This is a genomic window from Faecalibacterium sp. AM43-5AT (assembly GCF_003603345.1).
GTDB lineage: Bacteria > Bacillota > Clostridia > Oscillospirales > Ruminococcaceae > Faecalibacterium > Faecalibacterium taiwanense.
This window is the reverse complement of the sequence record NZ_QVGZ01000003.1, coordinates 159,808-175,884: the sequence shown is the minus strand read 5'-3', so window position 1 is coordinate 175,884 and position 16,077 is coordinate 159,808. Positions and strand designations below refer to the sequence as shown.

The following is a 16,077-nucleotide window of genomic DNA, read 5'->3' as shown; positions in this document are numbered from 1 at the left end:
CGGATAAAATAGGGTACGTATGTGTAAAAACGAACTCCTTCAGTCTCGCATTCGCTCGACAGCTCCCTCTGGGAGGGAGCCTTTGATGCTGCGGGAAGGCAAAAGCCTCCCTCCTTGAGAAAGACTTCCCCCGGTCGGGGGAAGATGTCACACAAGTGACAAAAGGGGGAACAGTGGCATCGCGGAGCGATGACGGAAGGAGTTTTATCCGTATAGGAGAAATACTAGTTTATGACAAATCGTGAAGAAATCGAGCGCCGCCGGACGTTTGCGATCATCAGCCATCCCGATGCCGGTAAGACCACTCTGACCGAAAAGCTGCTGCTGTACGGCGGAGCCATCAATCAGGCAGGCTCCGTCAAGGGCAAGCAGAGCGCAAAGCACGCCGTGTCCGACTGGATGGACATTGAGAAGCAGCGCGGTATTTCCGTCACCTCTTCTGTCCTGCAGTTCAACTACGCGGGCAAGTGCGTGAACATTCTGGACACCCCGGGCCATCAGGACTTCTCGGAGGACACCTACCGCACCCTGATGGCGGCAGACTCTGCCGTCATGGTCATTGATGCCGCAAAGGGCGTTGAGGCACAGACCATCAAGCTGTTCAAGGTGTGCACCCTGCGCCACATTCCCATCTTCACCTTCATCAACAAGATGGACCGCGAAGCCCGCGACCCCTTTGAGCTGATGGAGAACATTGAGGAGATTCTGGGCATCAAGACCTACCCTATGAACTGGCCCATCGGCTGCGGCAAGGAGTTCAAGGGCGTGTTCGACCGCAACACCCGCAAGGTGCTGGCATTTTCCAGCGACGGCCGCGCCAACGGCGTGAAGAAAGTGGATGAGACCGAGGCCGAGCTGGGCGATCCCGCACTGGACGAGCTGCTCACCCCGTATCTGCACCAGCAGCTGGTGGATGAGATCGAGCTGTTGGACGGTGCCGCCGAGGAATTTGACCTCGACAAAGTGCTGCGCGGCGAGCTGAGCCCCGTGTTCTTTGGTTCTGCCCTGACCAACTTTGGCGTGGAGCCTTTTCTGGAGAACTTCCTGCGGCTCACTCCCACCCCGCTGGCCCGCGTGGACAGCCTGACCGGCGAGACCGTGGACCCCTGCCGCGACGAGTTCTCTGCCTTCATCTTTAAAATTCAGGCCAACATGAACAAGGCCCACCGCGACCGCATCGCCTTTATGCGCATCTGCTCCGGCAAGTTCGAGCGCGGCATGGAGGCCTTCCATGTGCAGGAGGGCAAGAACATCAAGCTGGCCACCGGCACCCAGCTGATGGCGCAGGACCGCGCCATCGTGGACGAGGCCTACGCCGGCGACATCATCGGCCTGTTCGACCCGGGCATCTTCTCCATCGGCGACACCTTGTGCACCGGCAAAAAGAAGGTCCAGTTCGCAGGCATCCCCACCTTCTCGCCGGAGCACTTTGCCCGCATTGAGCAGAAGGACACCATGAAGCGCAAGCAGTTCGTGAAGGGCATGGAGCAGATCGCGCAGGAGGGTGCCATCCAGATCTTCCGCGAAGTGGGCGGCGGCATGGAAGAAGTGGTGGTCGGCGTGGTCGGCGTGCTGCAGCTGGAAGTGCTGGAGTACCGCCTGAACACCGAGTACAACGTGGAGATCCGGATGCAGCAGCTGCCCTTTGAACAGCTGCGCTGGGTGCAGAACGACCCCGACACCTACAACCTGCGGGATCTGGACCTGACCAGCGACACCAAGGCTGTGGAGGATATGAAGGGCAACCGCCTGCTGCTGTTCACCTCCGACTGGGCGGTGCGCTGGGCTGAGACCCACAACGAAACGCTGAAACTGAGCGAGTTCGGTAATATCTGAGTTGAAAGAGAGCTGCGGTGCGGGAATATCCCGCAGCTGCGGTTCTTTTTTCATAAAACACAAAAAATACAACAAAGAATGCCAGCTATGGAATGCGCTGCTCCCATTGCGGGGAACACTGCTGGCATGGAGGGAAAATATATGCAAAACATCAATATTGGCAAAAGCGGCATTCAGGTGCCATTTCTCGGCATGGGCACCTGGGCCATCGGCGGCGGTGCATGGTGGGGCGATAACGACGACAGCCTTTCAGTCAAGGCCATCCAGACTGCTGTGGAGCAGGGCATCCAGTGGATCGACACCGCTCCCATCTACGGCCTGTACCACAGCGAGACCGTGGTGGGCGAAGCCATGAAGCACATCGACCGCGACAAGGTGGTGCTTTCCACCAAGTGCGGTCTGGAGTGGCGGCATGAAACACCGGTGCTGCACAAGGTCGTGGACGGCACCACCGTTTACCGCGACCTGTCTGCAAAGAGCATCATCGAGGATGTGGAGGACAGCCTGCGCCGCCTGCACACCGATCATCTGGATGTGCTGTACACCCACTGGCAGACCCCCGATTTCGGCATCTACCCGCTGGAAGAGACGGTGGAAGCCATGATGAAGCTGAAGGAGCAGGGCAAGATCCGTGCCATCGGTGCATCCAATGTCACTGCAGATATTATCCGCGGCTACTGCAAGTACGGCCAGCTGGATGTCATTCAGGAAAAGTACAGTCTGCTCACCCGCCGTGTGGAAAAGCAGCTGCTGCCCACCTGCAGGGAGCTGGGCGTTTCGGTGCAGGCATACTCTCCGCTGGAGCAGGGCCTGCTGACCGGCAAGGTGACTATGGAAACCACCTACCCCGAGGGCAGCACCCGCAACTCCAACCCCAGCTTCCAGCCCGCCCGCCGGGCACAGGCGCTGGATATGCTGGCAAAGTGGGGCGACCTGACCGAGAAATACGACTGCTCTCTGGCACAGCTGGTGATCGCCCTGACCGCCCGCATGATCCCCGGCCTGCATGTGCTGTGCGGTGCCCGCACCCCGCAGCAGGTGATGGACAACGCTGGTGCGCTGAACATCAAACTGGACGGTGCCGATGCCGTCCGCATGAAGTGGGATGTGGATGCCATCTCCTGAGGTTTTAAAAGCTCCGAAAAAGGCCGGAGCCGACAGGTAATGCTGACGGCTCCGGCCTTTGATATTGATAGCAGGTTTGCAAACTGGAATTTTACAGAGTATGAATGATATGAGAAGCGAGCTCTGCGTTTTCTTTATCTACAAAAATCTCTGTAATATACCGGGGCTTTATTCCAAAAGTCCCAATTTGAGCCCGCATCCGTGTCGCGTCAAAAACACTTCGCTGATTAGCATCTTTGGTTTTGCAATAGCATTTGATTCCAGCTGCTGTCAAAGCATCTGTAATACGATGGCAATAAGTTGAATCCGAAACAGTTGCCACCCGTAACTTGAAGAATTGCTCTAGCATGGTAAACCTCCTATGCAAAAAATGAACAACGGTTATTTGATGAATCAACGTAGCAGTGCGACTTCAAAATTCTGCTTTATCTTTACCCGTTCTCCTTCCAGAACAGCCCGCCGGAGGTCTGGAACAGCATCCACGGGTTCACGCTCTTGCTGCCAAGCTTGAAGTCCATGGTCAGTTCTTCGCCCAGCACACCCACAGCCTGCCCCTTTTCCACGCTCTGCCCGGCGGAGACGGAAAGAGTCTGCAGCCCGTACAGGTAGCTGCGCATCCCGCAGCCGTGGTCGATGACCACCGTGTTGCCGGTAAGGGCCAGCTCTGCGGCCAGCACCACTACGCCGTTTGCAGGGGCACGGCAGGGTTCACCGGGGATGGTATAAAGCTTTGTGGAGTTGGAACGGCTGCCCTGCTGGCCGTTCGCCACCCTGACCTGACCGTAATCCACAAGGGTGGTGTAGCTTTCCACCGGGTTCACAAAGCCGCCCTGCCACATTTTTTCCCGCGCGGGCGCTTCGTACAGGCCCCAGACTGCATTGCGGAACTGGGTGTTTGCCGCATCCGATGCATCCGGTTCCGGCTCCACGTCCACCGTGCCAAAATCCTTGGGCAGCACGATGATGCTGCGGGTGATGGTCTCGCCGTTCACGGTAATGTTCACCTCATGCCCGCCGGAGGAAGCGTTGTATGCCGCCGGGATGTAGGCCCGCCAGCCATCGGCTGCACGCACGCACTGCACATTGCCAAGGTCGGTCTCCACAGTGGGTGCTGCATCGCCGGTCATGCCGGAGATGCGCAGGCCCACAATGCCGCCCTGCTCCACCCGCTCGGCGGAAAGCTCCACCTCCGCGCTGGCCTGCAGGGTGAACCGGAAGGCATAACGATACCAGCCGGTGGGCTTTGCGGGCTTTTCCAGCCCCAGATTTTTGCGCACTGAGCCGGTGCTGCCGCCCTCAAATTGGGTGGCCATGCCGCCCTCCGGCACCCGCCAGACCGATAGCTCTGCCTTATATTCGCCGTTGGCTGGGAACAGAAAGCTCTCATATTCACTGGCTGTGCCCGTGAACACCGTCTCGCCGGAAGCCGTCCGGATGGTCAGAGTGGTGTAGCTGGCCCAGTCCGGCAGGGTGATGGCCGGGTGGGCCGTGTACAGCGTGCCCAGCTTCTGCACCGTGAGGGTGGCGGGGCTGGCAAACACCTTATCGAGCTTTCCGCCGATGAGCGGCACCTGCCAGCACCAGCCGTTGGGTTCCAGCGCTTCGGTGCCAAACTGCGCGGTGCTGTCCGGGCAGCCGCCCTCGGTGGTAAAGGCATAGCTCACGCCCATCACCGCGCCCAGAAAGATGCCTACGCCCAGCACCACACCCACGAGCCAGAGCAGAAAACGCTTCATGATACACTCCTTCTATGTAGCAAAAAGGGCGCACCGGCACAGCCTTTTGCAGACTGCCGGTGCGCCCGAAGGTTTACGGTTCGTGTTTTTTATTCTGCAGCATCCTCTGCAGGGGCAGCCTCTTCGGCAGCAGCCTCCGGCTCTACCGTTGCAGCATCGTCCTCGCCGAACAGCAGACGCTCGTACTCGTCCAGTTCCTTCTCACGGCGGTGCAGGTAAACAGCAACAGCAGCAAGGGCACCGGCAACAGCGGCCAGAACAGTGATCACAGCGACCAGACAAGATTTCTTCATAGGTTCAGTACACTCCTTTTTTCGTTGAAACGATGTTTCAGCTTTCATTCCAGTGCTTGTTGGCTTTTATTATACCCGTTCCTGTCAAAAATTACAACCATTCAGGTCAAAAAGGCCAAAATTTCATATGATAAGCTTCCTGTATGCCTTGAATGCACCGGGCAGCGTATACTCGGCCTGCAGGGCTTTCCGGCTTGCCCACACGCAGCCTGCCGGAGCATCTTGGGCGGGCACATGCAGCAGGATGCCGTTCATATGCCACTCGATGTGGCTGAAGATGTGCTTTGCAGCGGGCAGCGCTTCCGGCGCGGCGGTGCCGGTATCCATCCCCATGGCCTGCAGGCGGGCAAGGACCTCTCCGGCGGCAAGGGCTTCACCCTCCCACAGTACCGGCTGCCACAGCCCGGCAAGCAGGCCCTTTTGGGGCCGCTGCTGCAAAAGGAAGCCTGCCGGGCTTTCCAGCAGGGCCAGCGTCACAGGCTGCAGTCTGCGGGGCTTGGGCGCTGCTTTGCGGGGCAGCTCCAATGCAGTGCCCGCAGCACGGGCGGCGCACAGGTGGGCGAGCGGGCATTTTTCGCACAGGGGCGCACCGTTCGGCACGCAGACCAGCGCTCCCAGCTCCATAAGGGCCTGATTGTAGTCGCCGGGCGCATCCGGCGGCTGGTGCTCCATCACGCGGGCGGTGAACGCTTTTTTCACGGCCGGTTCCGTGACGGCAGCGGGGTCGTTGTACAAACGGGAGAACACCCGCAGCACATTGCCGTCCACGGCGGGCACCGGGATGCCGAAGCTGATGGACGCAATGGCCCCAGCGGTGTAGTCCCCGATGCCGGGCAGCGCCCGCAGGGCATCGTAGTCGGCGGGCAGCTGTCCGCCGTACTGCTCGCAGACGATGCGTGCAGCCTTTTGCAGGTTGCGCACCCGGCTGTAGTAGCCAAGACCCTCCCAGAGCTTGTGCAGCTTTTCCTCTTCGCAGGCGGCAAGGGCCGGAATGTCCGGCAGGGCGGCGAGAAAGCGTTCGTAGTAGGGCAGTGCCGCCGAGACCCGGGTCTGCTGCAGCATGATCTCGCTGAGCCACACATGGTAGGGGCTGGGGTCGGTGCGGAAGGGCAGGATGCGGTGGTTTTTGTAAAACCAGTCCAGCAGGGCAGAGGAAATGTTTTCCACTTGTTTTGTGCTCCTTGTTGAAAAGTCAGACATCTTGCCGATTTAGAATTGCCTCCGCTTTGCTCTGGCAATCATAGCGGTAAAATTTTTATAGAAAGCGATCCCGGAAAGTCTGCGGACTTTCCGGGATCGCACTTTCACAGGTAAGGCCGCTGCGGTCAACAGCTGTATCATTTTAAAGCAGCAGTTTCCGGATACGGCCCCTTGCGTGAAAATGTGTTTGGAGCGGCCCGCAGGCCGCGACAAACACGAATATTAAAAATTCATTCCGCTGAATATGCCCAAAGCGCAAGCGGAGGGCATTCAAATCGTCATACTCAGAATCCGTATGCAGTGCGGGGGAAGGGCAGCACGTCACGGATGTTCTGGATGCCCGTGAGGTACATGATCATGCGCTCGAAGCCCAAGCCGTATCCGGCGTGCTCCACGCCACCGAACTTGCGCAGATTCAGGTACCAGTCGTAGTTGGTCTTGTCCATGCCCAGCTCGTCCATGCGGGCCACCAGCTTGTCGTAGTTCTCTTCACGCTGGCTGCCGCCGATCAGCTCGCCGATGCCGGGCACCAGCATATCTGCGGCTGCCACGGTCTTGCCGTCCGGGTTCTGCTTCATGTAGAAGCTCTTGATCTCCTTCGGGTAGTCGGTGACGAACACAGGCTTTTTGAACACCACCTCGGTCAGGTAGCGCTCGTGCTCGGTCTGGATGTCCACGCCCCACTCCACAGGGAACTGGAACTTCTTGTTGTTCTTCTTCAGGATCTCGATGGCCTCGGTGTAGCTGATGCGGCCAAACTCGCTGTTTGCCACCAGCTCCAGACGCTCGATGAGGCCCTTGTCGATGAACTGGTTGAAGAAGGCCATTTCATCCGGGCAGTTGTCCAGCACGTAGCGGATGACGTACTTGGTCATGGCCTCGGCGGTGTCCATGTAGCCGGACAGATCGCAGAATGCCATCTCCGGCTCGATCATCCAGAACTCGGCGGCGTGACGGGTGGTAAAGCTCTTCTCGGCACGGAAGGTGGGGCCGAAGGTGTACACCTTGCCGAATGCCATAGCCATGGCCTCGGCTTCCAGCTGGCCGGAAACGGTCAGGTTGACCGGCTTCTCGAAAAAGTCCTGGGTGTAATCCACGGTGCCGTCCTCGTTCTTGGGCACATTCTCAAGGTCGAGGGTGGTCACGCGGAACATTTCACCGGCGCCCTCACAGTCGGAAGAGGTGAGCAGCGGAGAGTGAGAGTAAACGAAGCCGTTCTCCTGGAAGAACTTGTGGATGGCGTAGGCAGCGGCGCTGCGCACGCGGAAAGCGGCGTTGAAGGTGTTGGTGCGGGGGCGCAGGGTGGGCATGGTGCGCAGATATTCCATGCTCATCTTCTTTTTCTGCAGCGGATACTCGTCCGCCGGGCAGTCGCCCAGGATCTCCACACTGTCGGCATTCAGCTCAAAGGGCTGCTTTGCCTGCGGGGTGAGCACCAGCTTGCCCTTGACGCGCAGGCTGCTGTACAGACCGGTGTGGATCACCTCATCGTAGTTGGCCAGCTTGCCTGCTTCCAGCACGACCTGCAGGGTCTTGAAGCAGCCGCCGTCCGACAGGGCGATGAAGCCGATGTTCTTGGAGTCGCGGATGTTCTTTGCCCAGCCGCAGACGGTGATCTCGGTGCCGTCGGCGGGGGTGTTTTTGAACAGCGAAACGATCTCGGTACGTTCCATGATAGTTCTCCTTTATAACATAAAAAAGACAGCTTTGTTCTCCCTGAAAGTTCAGGGCGAACAAGCTGTCTTGTAATGTCCGCGGTGCCACCTGAATTACCGGAAGTGTCCGGTCGCTCACGCGCTCAATAAAAGCGCTGCCCCTGTAACGCAGGGCCTGCGGCGCACCTACTAATGGCAGCTGCCATGTTCAGTTTGCTGCTCCCGGGTGTTCGTTCACGCGGCGTGCGGGCGCGGCTCTCAGCTGTGCCGCACTCTCTGGGCCGGACGGCCCGCGCTACTTTTCCCGATCTTTGCATTTGACCTTTAAAAAATAGCACTTTGGCGGCGTTTTGTCAAGCACCGCCCAGCAATGCGGCAGCAAGGCCCTTTGCCGCCAGCTGCCCGGCATAAAGAGCCTCGTTCAGGTTATTGCCGTGCCCGCCGATCTCAATGAGCAGGCTGCCGGTGGTCAGATCCTGATTGTAGAACCGGTAGCTGAACAGCACCGGCCGGGTAAAACCGGGGTACATTCCTTCCATGCTGCGCTCCCACGCAGCGGCAAAGCGCAGATTCTGCCGCCAGCCCGGCAGCTGAACGGTGGTGCCGTTGTCGCACCCGCAGATGATCATGACCTGTGCGGCCTGCCGTCCGTCCACCGTGCACACCGGGGCATAGCGGCTGCCGCTTTCCGTCTCGATGGCATCCCGGTGGACATCCAGCACCACCTTGATGCTGGGATACCGGGCCAGATACTGCTGCACCACGGCCCGGCTGTTGGCATAGCTGCCGGTGTAGCTTGGGTAGTCGTTCAGGGTCTCGTCGTGCAGGGTGTTGATGCCTGCCGCATTGAGGGTATCGGCCACCACACGGCCCACCGCGCACATGTTCACGCTGCAGTCGGTGCTGCGGGCACCATCGCCGGGGGCAAACCACAGCCCGGCCGAAAGGCGGTAGTCCTCGGTGGCGTGAGTGTGCATCACCAGCACCTGCGGGTCGGGACTGTTCGGCTCAATGGCAAAGGGCAGCGGATTCTCGATCTCCGCCGCAATGTCTGCCGCCGTCTGCCGGGTATTGTTTTTGATGCTGCCCGCCCCGCAGGGAATGTACTTTTCGCCGCTGCCCTGCGGATAATTTTTTTCAATGACAGTACCCGCATCCGCCGGGCGGGCTTCCTCGCCCAGCAGCGGCACAAGGTAGTCCTCAATGTTCCCGGTCAGCGCCTGCACGGCCTGCGGCAGAGAGGATGCCGCTTCCGGCGTGCTGTCCGGTGCGGCTTCCACCTGCACAGATGATGCGGGCTGCTCCTGTGCGGACTGCCGCCCCAGCCAGAAAAGAGTTTCGGCCATTGGCAGCGGTGCAGTAATGGCCGCAGCCAGCATCAGTGCCGCCGTGCGGGCAAAGATGCACAGTGCGGCAAACAGAGCAGCCGCTTCCAGAAACGGCACGATATGCCCCTGCGCCCGGGCGGGCGGCAGTGCTTTGCTGCGCATAAAATAACCTCCCTTCCGGCCCACCGGTGTTACCCCGCCAGCCAGAACAGCTGCGCCACGCTGAGCCGCGGCTGCAAGGCCCGGTTGATGGCACCGGCCAGCAGAGCCGAGCCGTGGGCGATCACGCTGTCCAGCGCCCGGGGCGTGACCACAAGATCTGCTCCTTCGTCCGAATCCATCAAGGTGGGGATGCCCGCCGCGATCACCGGCACGCCCAGCGCTGCCGCGTCCAGATGTTTTGCATGATCCACCTGCGCCGGGTACAGCCCGGTATCGGAGAACTGCACGCTGCGGCCCAGCCGCGCGCCCTCGGCACTGCAAAGGCTGTCCACGCAGATCAGGGCCGCCGGCCGCACCGCTTCCACCATGGCCCCGGCCAGCTGGCGCAGAGTCAGCCCGGTGGAGGCCGACACCCCCGGCGCAATGGCGGCCACCGGCCGGATGCCTTTTACCGGCAGCGTGTGCTGCGGCCCCATGGTGACTAAAATCTTCTGCGCCGTGCGCGGGCCGAGAGCATCCGCCGTGACCCGCCGGTTCCCGATGCCCAGCACCAGCACCGGCCCTTCCGGCGGCAGCAGGGCGCGCAGTTCTGCCGCACAGGTCTCGATCACCGCAGCGTCCCGCTCGTCCAGCACGCTGACGCTGGGCATTTCCAGCGTGACATACCGCCCGCGGGGCTTCGCCAGCCCTTCGCGCGCGATCTCCACCCGCGTTATTGTGACCCCGCCGCGCTTTGCTGTGGCAAGCCTTACCCCGGCAGGCAGCGCCCCCTGTGCCGCGCCAAACATCTCGTCTGCCATATCGGTAAAACGCATTTTTCTGCTCCTCCTGCCTGTTTTGGGGCCAAATGCCCCCTCTGCACGCAGAAAGTATGGCAAAAATAAAACTTTTCTAAACAAAAATCAAAAAAACGCTTGCGCTGGTACGCGAAATATGGTATCATAGGGTGCGCTGTTATAGGTAGCCAAGGAGGTGGAACGAATGCCTAACATCAAATCTCAGAAGGACCGCGTCGTGCAGGCTGCTGCAGAGCAGGCTCACAACAAGGCCATTAAGACCAACCTGAAAACAGTCGTCAAGAAGGCAGACGCTGCCATCGATGCGAATGCCGCTGACAAGGACGCAACCGTCCTGGCTGCTGTTTCCGCGATCGACAAGGCTCGCGCTAAGGGTGTCATCAAAAAGAACACCGCCAGCCGCAAGATCAGCCGTATGGCAAAGCGTGCTAACAAGAACGCTTGATCGCTTTCTGATTGACGAACAAAACCTCTGTACCGGGTTCCCGGCACAGGGGTTTTTGTTTTGCCCGCTTTTCAGGGCACGGCAGCAGGCCGCTCAAAATCACACAGGGTGGCAAAATCGAACCCCGGTGCCTGCTCCAGAAGCTGCTCCGGCGGCAGGCCGTCGGGCGGCTCGGCCAGCAGCGCCCACGCAGCCCATGCCGTGGGCACCGCCGCCGCAAGGGCCAGCCCCGGCAGCGCCAGTGCCGGGCATGTATGGAACGCACTGCCCGGCGGCAGGGCTGCCACCGCGCACAAGGCCTGTGCAGCCCAAAGCTCCCACAAAAGGGTCGTCCAGCGGTGCTTCATCCGCATCACCTCCTGTTTTGCACAGTTTACCGCAGTGCGGTGGAAAAACAGGGCGAAGGGTGGCGGACAAAGCAGCAATGTTCCCGTGTATTTTTTCTTCAGTTCTGGTCGTGACTTTTGCCCACCCAGCTGCACACCACGCCGCACACAAGGCTGGTGGTAACACCGGCCGCAGCGGCGGTCAGCCCGCCGGTGAGGATGCCCACAGCACCTTCTTCCTGCAGCGCAGTGCGCACGCCCTTTGCCAGCAGATGGCCAAAGCCCAGCAGGGGAACCGTGGCCCCGCACCCGGCAAACTCGGCCAGCGGGGCATACCACCCAATGGCCGAAAGCACCACGCCCGCCACCACATATCCGGTCAGGATGCGGGCCGGGGTCAGGCCGGTCAGGTCGATGAGCAGCTGTCCCGCCACGCAGATGGCCCCGCCCACACAGAAAGCCCAGAAATAGTTCATCTTACTTCTCCTTTTCCGGCGCACGCAGCTCCACCAGATGCGCCACCGCCGGGATGGTCTCCTTCTGCAAAAAGGTAGTCTGGCTCATCAGGGCCCCGGTGGCTGTGAACAGTACCCGCTTCTGGCTGCCCCGGCGCAGGCGCGGCAGGATGTGCCCGCACAGCACCGCCGCGCAGCAGCCCGGGCCGGAGCCGCCGCTCTTTACGCTCTGCTCGTTTGCGTCGAACAGGATGCACCCGCAGTCCACATGGTTTTTGATCAGCAAGCCTTCTGCGGCCAGCAGCTCCCGCAGCAGCTGACTGCCCACCTGCCCAAGGTCGCCGGTATAGATGCAGTCGAACTCCTGCGGTTCGGTGCCGGTATCCTTAAAATAGTGCAGCAGGGTGGAAGCCGCTGCCGGGGCCATGGCAGCCCCCATATTGTTGATGTCCTTTACCTGATAATCCTGCACACGGCCAAAGGTGGCAGCGGCAATGCCAACGCCTTCGCCCTGCGGCTGCAAAAGGCAGCATCCGGCAGCGGTGGCAGTCCACTGGGCCGTGGGCGTGCGCACCGCGCCGTAGCTCAGCGGCGTGCGGAACTGCCGCTCTGCCGCGCAGAAGTGGCTGGAAGCCATGGCCAGCAGATTGCGCGCAGCACCGCCCTCGCACAGAGCAGCGCCCAGCGCAAGGCCCTCGGCCATGGTGCTGCAGGCCCCGAACAGCCCGGCAAAGGGCACGCCCAGCTCCCGCATGGCATAGCTGGATGCCGTGCACTGGGCCTGCAGATCCCCGGCAAGGGCCAGCTGCACCTTTTCCTGCGGAAGCGCCGCTTTTTGCAGGCACAGCCGCGCGGCGCGCAGCTGCAGGTATTTTTCCGCAGCTTCCCAGCTGGACTGGCCAAAGCGGTTGTCTGCGCTCAGCTCGTCGAACTCTGCCGCCAGCGGGCCTTCGCTCTCTTTTTTGCCGCCCACCGCTGCACCCGCAGCGATCACCGGCAGTGTCTGGAACAGCAGGGTATCCCCGCACCGGACCGTCATAGGCAAAATTTCTCCTTCGTGGAAAATAGATGGAAACCGTTCCATAAAATATTGTATAATAACATCATGCTGCAATCTTACGGCACACTTGCCCGTGTTTATGACAGCACAGGCACACCCGCCATGCCCAGCACCCACAGCACCGCGCCGTACACCACCGCCGCCAGCGTGCCGTACACGATCACCGGCCCGGCAATGGTGAACATCTTGGCCCCGGTACCCAGCACCCGGCCCTCGGCCTTGAACTCGATGGCCGCGCTGACCACCGCATTGGCAAAGCCTGTGATGGGCACCAGCGACCCGGCCCCGGCCTTTGCGGCCAGCTTCTGGTACCAGCCCAGCGTGGTAAGCACCGCTGAGAGCACGATCAGGCTGCAGCTGGTCAGGGTGCCGGCAAGGTCGGCTTCCACGCCCATGGCAAGATAGCTCTGGCGCAGCACTTCGCCCAGCAGGCAGATGCCGCCGCCCACGCCAAAAGCCCACAGGCAGTCCAGCCCCAAGGGCGAGTGCGGCCCGATGCGCCGCACCCGGCGCGCATATTCCTGTGCTGTCATTTTCATATTGTTTCCCCTCCGGGCATAGCTTGCCCATAGGAAGCAAACTCTATGCACATCCACCGGAAAGAAGGTATTCCAGATGAATCCGTCTGTCCATCCTCATCACCGCCGCCATCTGCGGCCCGCCGTGCGGCGCGTGCTCACCGTTACCGTCGTGGCCTGCATTGCCGTGGGCGGGGCCTCGTTCGTGCTGCACAGCCGTTCCGCTGTGCCTGCCGCCTCGGCAACTTCCACGTCCAGCGCCTCGGCAGCATCAGAGGCAGAAAGCAGTCTGCTGACCGCCCGGCAAGCGCAGGCCATTCTGAATGATCCCCGCATGGTGCTGGTGAACCACACGAACAAAATGCCGGACGATCATACCTTTACCACCAAGGCGTGCGGCTCGGCCACCGCTGTGAACAAGACCCTGCAGACCGAAGCCGCCGATGCGTTCCTCGCCATGCAGGCCGCCGCCGCAAAGGACGGCGTGACCATCTGGATGCAGAGCGGCTACCGCAGCGTGGACTACCAGAAGAACCTCTACGACCAAAAGACCCAGTATTTCCGCAATAAGGGCCTGAGCGAAGCCGAAGCGAAAAAGCAGGCGGCAAATATCGTGAACCCGCCGGGCTACTCGGAGCACAACTGCGGCCTTGCTGCCGACCTGAACAGCCCGGAGCACACCGACCTGACCGAGGGCTTTGAAAACACCGAGGCCTTCCGCTGGCTGAGCGCCCATGCCGTGGAATACGGCTTCATCCTGCGGTACCCCAAAAACGCAGAAGCCGTTACCGAGATCACCTACGAGCCGTGGCACTGGCGCTATGTGGGGCCGGAAAATGCGGCCCTGATCCAGCAGAGCGGCCTGTGCTTTGAGGATGCCGTTGCCGTGCTGCAGAAGCTTGCTGCAGGAGAGAAGATCACCGGTTAAAAATCCGTAAAACCGAGGGGCTTTTCGTTGCATTTTGCACACAGTTATGGTAAGATAACAATAGTCTGCCCTGATGCAGGACCGCTTTGGGCAGCTGCAAGAATGTTTTGAACAAAAGAGGGAATATTTTATGATAAATCGCACAAAAATCTTTACAATTGCTCTCACTGGCGCGCTGGCCGCTGTCGCTCTTACCGGCTGCGGCGGCTCCGCCAGCTCTTCGGCCGCTCCCTCCTCCGTTTCCACCGCTGCTGCGGAATCTCCCGCTTCCAGCGCCGCTGCATCCGCTGTTGTGGACAATGCTGCCGAGAACGGCTCTGATGCACTGGACGGTGTTTTCAATGCTCTGCTGGAAGCCGACCCCATCTCCAACCAGTTCGAGATCGCAGCCATGAACATTGAGTACGATTTCGGCCTGAAGGCTGAGGACGTGGTGAGCTACAAGGGCGTGAAGAGCAACGACAACGGCGATGCCGGTCTGGTGCTGGTGCTCGAAGCTGCCGACGGCAAGGCCGAGGACGTAGCCAACCAGCTGGCTTCCTACCAGCAGGATCAGGTGGCCTTCTACGGCAACTACGCCGAGTTTGCTCAGGCGCAGGATAACGTGGAGAACGCTGTCATCGCCTTCAAGGGCAACACCGTTGTCATGGTGATCGCATCCAACGAGTGCACTGCCGATCTGGACAGCGCCGTGGACAGCGCACTGGCAGACTGAATCTGGATCCACCCAAGGCCGGTGCCATTTGCGGCATCGGCTTTTTTCGGCTAAAAGGAGGCTGACGCTTTGGTTTTCAGCACCATCATCTTTCTGTTCCGGTTTCTGCCCATCACGCTGGCGCTGTATTACCTTGCGCCCGCAAAGCTCAAGAACACCGTTCTGTTCCTCTGCAGTCTGGTGTTCTACTGCTGGGGCGAGGTACGGTTTTTCCCGGTCATGGTGGCCCTCATCCTCATCAACTACATCAGCGGCCTGTGCATCGAGCACTTCGACCAAAAGCCGGCCCTGCGCAGGACATTTCTGCTGGTGGCCCTCATTGGCAGCCTTGGGATGCTGTTCTACTTCAAATACGCAAACTTTGTGCTGCGCAGCGCAAACGCCCTTCTGGGCACCGCCTTTGCCGAGATCCAGGGCATTGGCACTCTGCCGCTGGGCATCAGCTTTTACACCTTCCAGACCCTTTCCTACTCCATCGATGTTTACCGCCGGGATGTAAAGGCAGAGCGTAATATCATCGACTTTGGTGCCTATGTGGTCATGTTCCCTCAGCTGATCGCCGGCCCCATCGTGAAATACCGCGATGTCTCGAACCAGCTGCACGTATACCGGCACCGCTACAGCCTGCAGCAGATCGAAGAGGGCATGACCCTGTTCACCTTTGGCCTTGCCAAAAAGGTGCTGCTGGCGGATGCCATCGGTGCTTTGTGGACAGACATCATCGGCGTTGCGGACAGCCCTTCCACCACCTTTGTGGGCCTTGCCAATGCATCCACCCCGCTGGTGTGGCTGGGCATCATCGCCTACAGCCTGCAGCTCTACTTTGACTTTTCCGGCTACTCCATGATGGGCATTGGCATGGGCAAGATGCTGGGCTTCGACTTCCCCGCAAACTTCAACTACCCTTATATCTCCGCATCCATCACCGAGTTCTGGCGGCGCTGGCACATGACCCTTTCCGGCTGGTTCCGGGAGTATGTGTATATCCCTCTCGGCGGCAACCGCAAGGGTCTGAAGCGCCAGATCTTCAACCTGTTCGTGGTGGAGCTGCTCACCGGCATCTGGCACGGCGCGAACTGGAACTTTATCTGCTGGGGCCTGTACTACTTTGTGCTGCTGGCTGTAGAAAAGCTGTTCCTGCTGCCCCACCTGCAAAAGGGCAGAGTGTGGCCCCACATCTACACCCTGTTCCTCGTGGTGGTGGGCTGGGCCATGTTCGTGGGCAACGATACGGGCGTAAGCTTCGGTCTGCTGTTCCACAAGCTGTTCGTTCCTTCCGGCGGTGTTTCGCCGCTGTACTTCCTGCGCAACTACGGTGTGCTGCTGGTGGTCAGCATCCTCTGCTGCACCCCGCTCATTGAAAAGATTTGGAACCTGCTTAAAAAGAATGCCGTCACCCGCTGTGCCGCCATTCTGGCGCTGCTGGTGGTCTCCACCGCCTATGTGGTGGGCAGCACCAACAGCCCGTTCCTCTATTTCAACTTTTAAGGAGGCGTGA

17 protein-coding genes are annotated in these 16,077 nt (G+C 60.2%); 6 read left to right on the top strand and 11 right to left on the bottom strand.

Annotated features, from left to right (window positions below; all coding sequences use genetic code 11):
- Window positions 1–231 precede the first annotated feature (231 nt).
- Both DW937_RS06050 and DW937_RS06045 read left to right on the top strand, forming a co-directional pair.
- The gene (locus tag DW937_RS06050) at window positions 232–1,836 is read left to right on the top strand and encodes a peptide chain release factor 3 (protein ID WP_005943533.1); all 1,605 of its coding nucleotides are present in this window, start codon (window positions 232–234) and stop codon (window positions 1,834–1,836) included.
- Window positions 1,837–1,977: 141 nt separating this feature from the next.
- Window positions 1,978–2,961, top strand: coding sequence for an aldo/keto reductase (locus tag DW937_RS06045; protein WP_097774628.1), 984 nt, complete (start codon window positions 1,978–1,980; stop codon window positions 2,959–2,961).
- A gap of 91 nt (window positions 2,962–3,052) precedes the next feature.
- On the opposite strand, the gene DW937_RS06040 is transcribed toward DW937_RS06045, so the two are convergent.
- From DW937_RS06040 to gpr, 7 genes are all read right to left on the bottom strand, one after another.
- Window positions 3,053–3,310: a hypothetical protein gene (locus DW937_RS06040; protein WP_120120424.1), complete on the bottom strand. Its 258-nt coding sequence runs from the start codon at window positions 3,308–3,310 to the stop codon at window positions 3,053–3,055.
- Between the two features lie 82 nt (window positions 3,311–3,392).
- A complete protein-coding gene (locus DW937_RS06035; protein WP_120120423.1) occupies window positions 3,393–4,697 on the bottom strand; it encodes a M23 family metallopeptidase in 1,305 nt (434 codons plus the stop codon).
- 89 nt (window positions 4,698–4,786) lie between these two features.
- Entirely contained in the window at window positions 4,787–4,990 is a 204-nt protein-coding gene (locus tag DW937_RS06030) for a hypothetical protein (protein WP_044953882.1), read from the bottom strand.
- 123 nt (window positions 4,991–5,113) lie between these two features.
- A complete protein-coding gene (locus DW937_RS06025; protein ID WP_120020017.1) occupies window positions 5,114–6,157 on the bottom strand; it encodes an A/G-specific adenine glycosylase in 1,044 nt (347 codons plus the stop codon).
- A gap of 317 nt (window positions 6,158–6,474) precedes the next feature.
- Window positions 6,475–7,863: an asparagine--tRNA ligase gene (gene asnS / locus DW937_RS06020; RefSeq protein WP_120020016.1), complete on the bottom strand. Its 1,389-nt coding sequence runs from the start codon at window positions 7,861–7,863 to the stop codon at window positions 6,475–6,477.
- Between the two features lie 335 nt (window positions 7,864–8,198).
- On the bottom strand, window positions 8,199–9,335 hold the full coding sequence (locus tag DW937_RS06015) for a stage II sporulation protein P (RefSeq protein ID WP_120020015.1): 1,137 nt from the start codon (window positions 9,333–9,335) through the stop codon (window positions 8,199–8,201).
- Window positions 9,336–9,364: 29 nt separating this feature from the next.
- Window positions 9,365–10,150, bottom strand: a complete 786-nt coding sequence (gene gpr / locus DW937_RS06010) for a GPR endopeptidase (protein WP_097776934.1) — start codon at window positions 10,148–10,150, stop codon at window positions 9,365–9,367.
- Between the two features lie 166 nt (window positions 10,151–10,316).
- Here gpr and rpsT point away from each other — a divergent pair, with 166 nt between their 5' ends.
- Window positions 10,317–10,577 (top strand): 30S ribosomal protein S20, encoded by a 261-nt coding sequence (rpsT, locus tag DW937_RS06005; RefSeq protein WP_005943554.1) that lies wholly within the window; start codon window positions 10,317–10,319, stop codon window positions 10,575–10,577.
- Window positions 10,578–10,648: 71 nt separating this feature from the next.
- On the opposite strand, the gene DW937_RS06000 is transcribed toward rpsT, so the two are convergent.
- From DW937_RS06000 to DW937_RS05985, 4 genes are all read right to left on the bottom strand, one after another.
- Window positions 10,649–10,924 (bottom strand): peptidoglycan synthetase, encoded by a 276-nt coding sequence (locus DW937_RS06000; protein ID WP_118527663.1) that lies wholly within the window; start codon window positions 10,922–10,924, stop codon window positions 10,649–10,651.
- 98 nt (window positions 10,925–11,022) lie between these two features.
- A complete protein-coding gene (locus tag DW937_RS05995; protein ID WP_005943559.1) occupies window positions 11,023–11,379 on the bottom strand; it encodes a SpoVA/SpoVAEb family sporulation membrane protein in 357 nt (118 codons plus the stop codon).
- A 1-nt stretch (window position 11,380) separates the two neighbouring features.
- Complete coding sequence (locus DW937_RS05990; RefSeq protein WP_044953883.1) at window positions 11,381–12,397, bottom strand: stage V sporulation protein AD; 1,017 nt, start codon at window positions 12,395–12,397, stop codon at window positions 11,381–11,383.
- 98 nt (window positions 12,398–12,495) lie between these two features.
- On the bottom strand, window positions 12,496–12,957 hold the full coding sequence (locus DW937_RS05985) for a SpoVA/SpoVAEb family sporulation membrane protein (protein ID WP_097774624.1): 462 nt from the start codon (window positions 12,955–12,957) through the stop codon (window positions 12,496–12,498).
- Between the two features lie 76 nt (window positions 12,958–13,033).
- Between DW937_RS05985 and DW937_RS05980 the strand changes: the two genes are divergently transcribed.
- The 3 genes from DW937_RS05980 (at window position 13,034) to DW937_RS05970 (ending at window position 16,067) form a co-directional block, all read left to right on the top strand.
- The gene (locus DW937_RS05980; RefSeq protein WP_243111432.1) at window positions 13,034–13,864 is read left to right on the top strand and encodes a M15 family metallopeptidase; all 831 of its coding nucleotides are present in this window, start codon (window positions 13,034–13,036) and stop codon (window positions 13,862–13,864) included.
- 130 nt (window positions 13,865–13,994) lie between these two features.
- Window positions 13,995–14,579 (top strand): DUF4358 domain-containing protein, encoded by a 585-nt coding sequence (locus tag DW937_RS05975; RefSeq protein WP_165852898.1) that lies wholly within the window; start codon window positions 13,995–13,997, stop codon window positions 14,577–14,579.
- A gap of 69 nt (window positions 14,580–14,648) precedes the next feature.
- The gene (locus tag DW937_RS05970; protein WP_120120421.1) at window positions 14,649–16,067 is read left to right on the top strand and encodes an MBOAT family O-acyltransferase; all 1,419 of its coding nucleotides are present in this window, start codon (window positions 14,649–14,651) and stop codon (window positions 16,065–16,067) included.
- The last annotated feature ends 10 nt before the right edge of the window (window positions 16,068–16,077 follow it).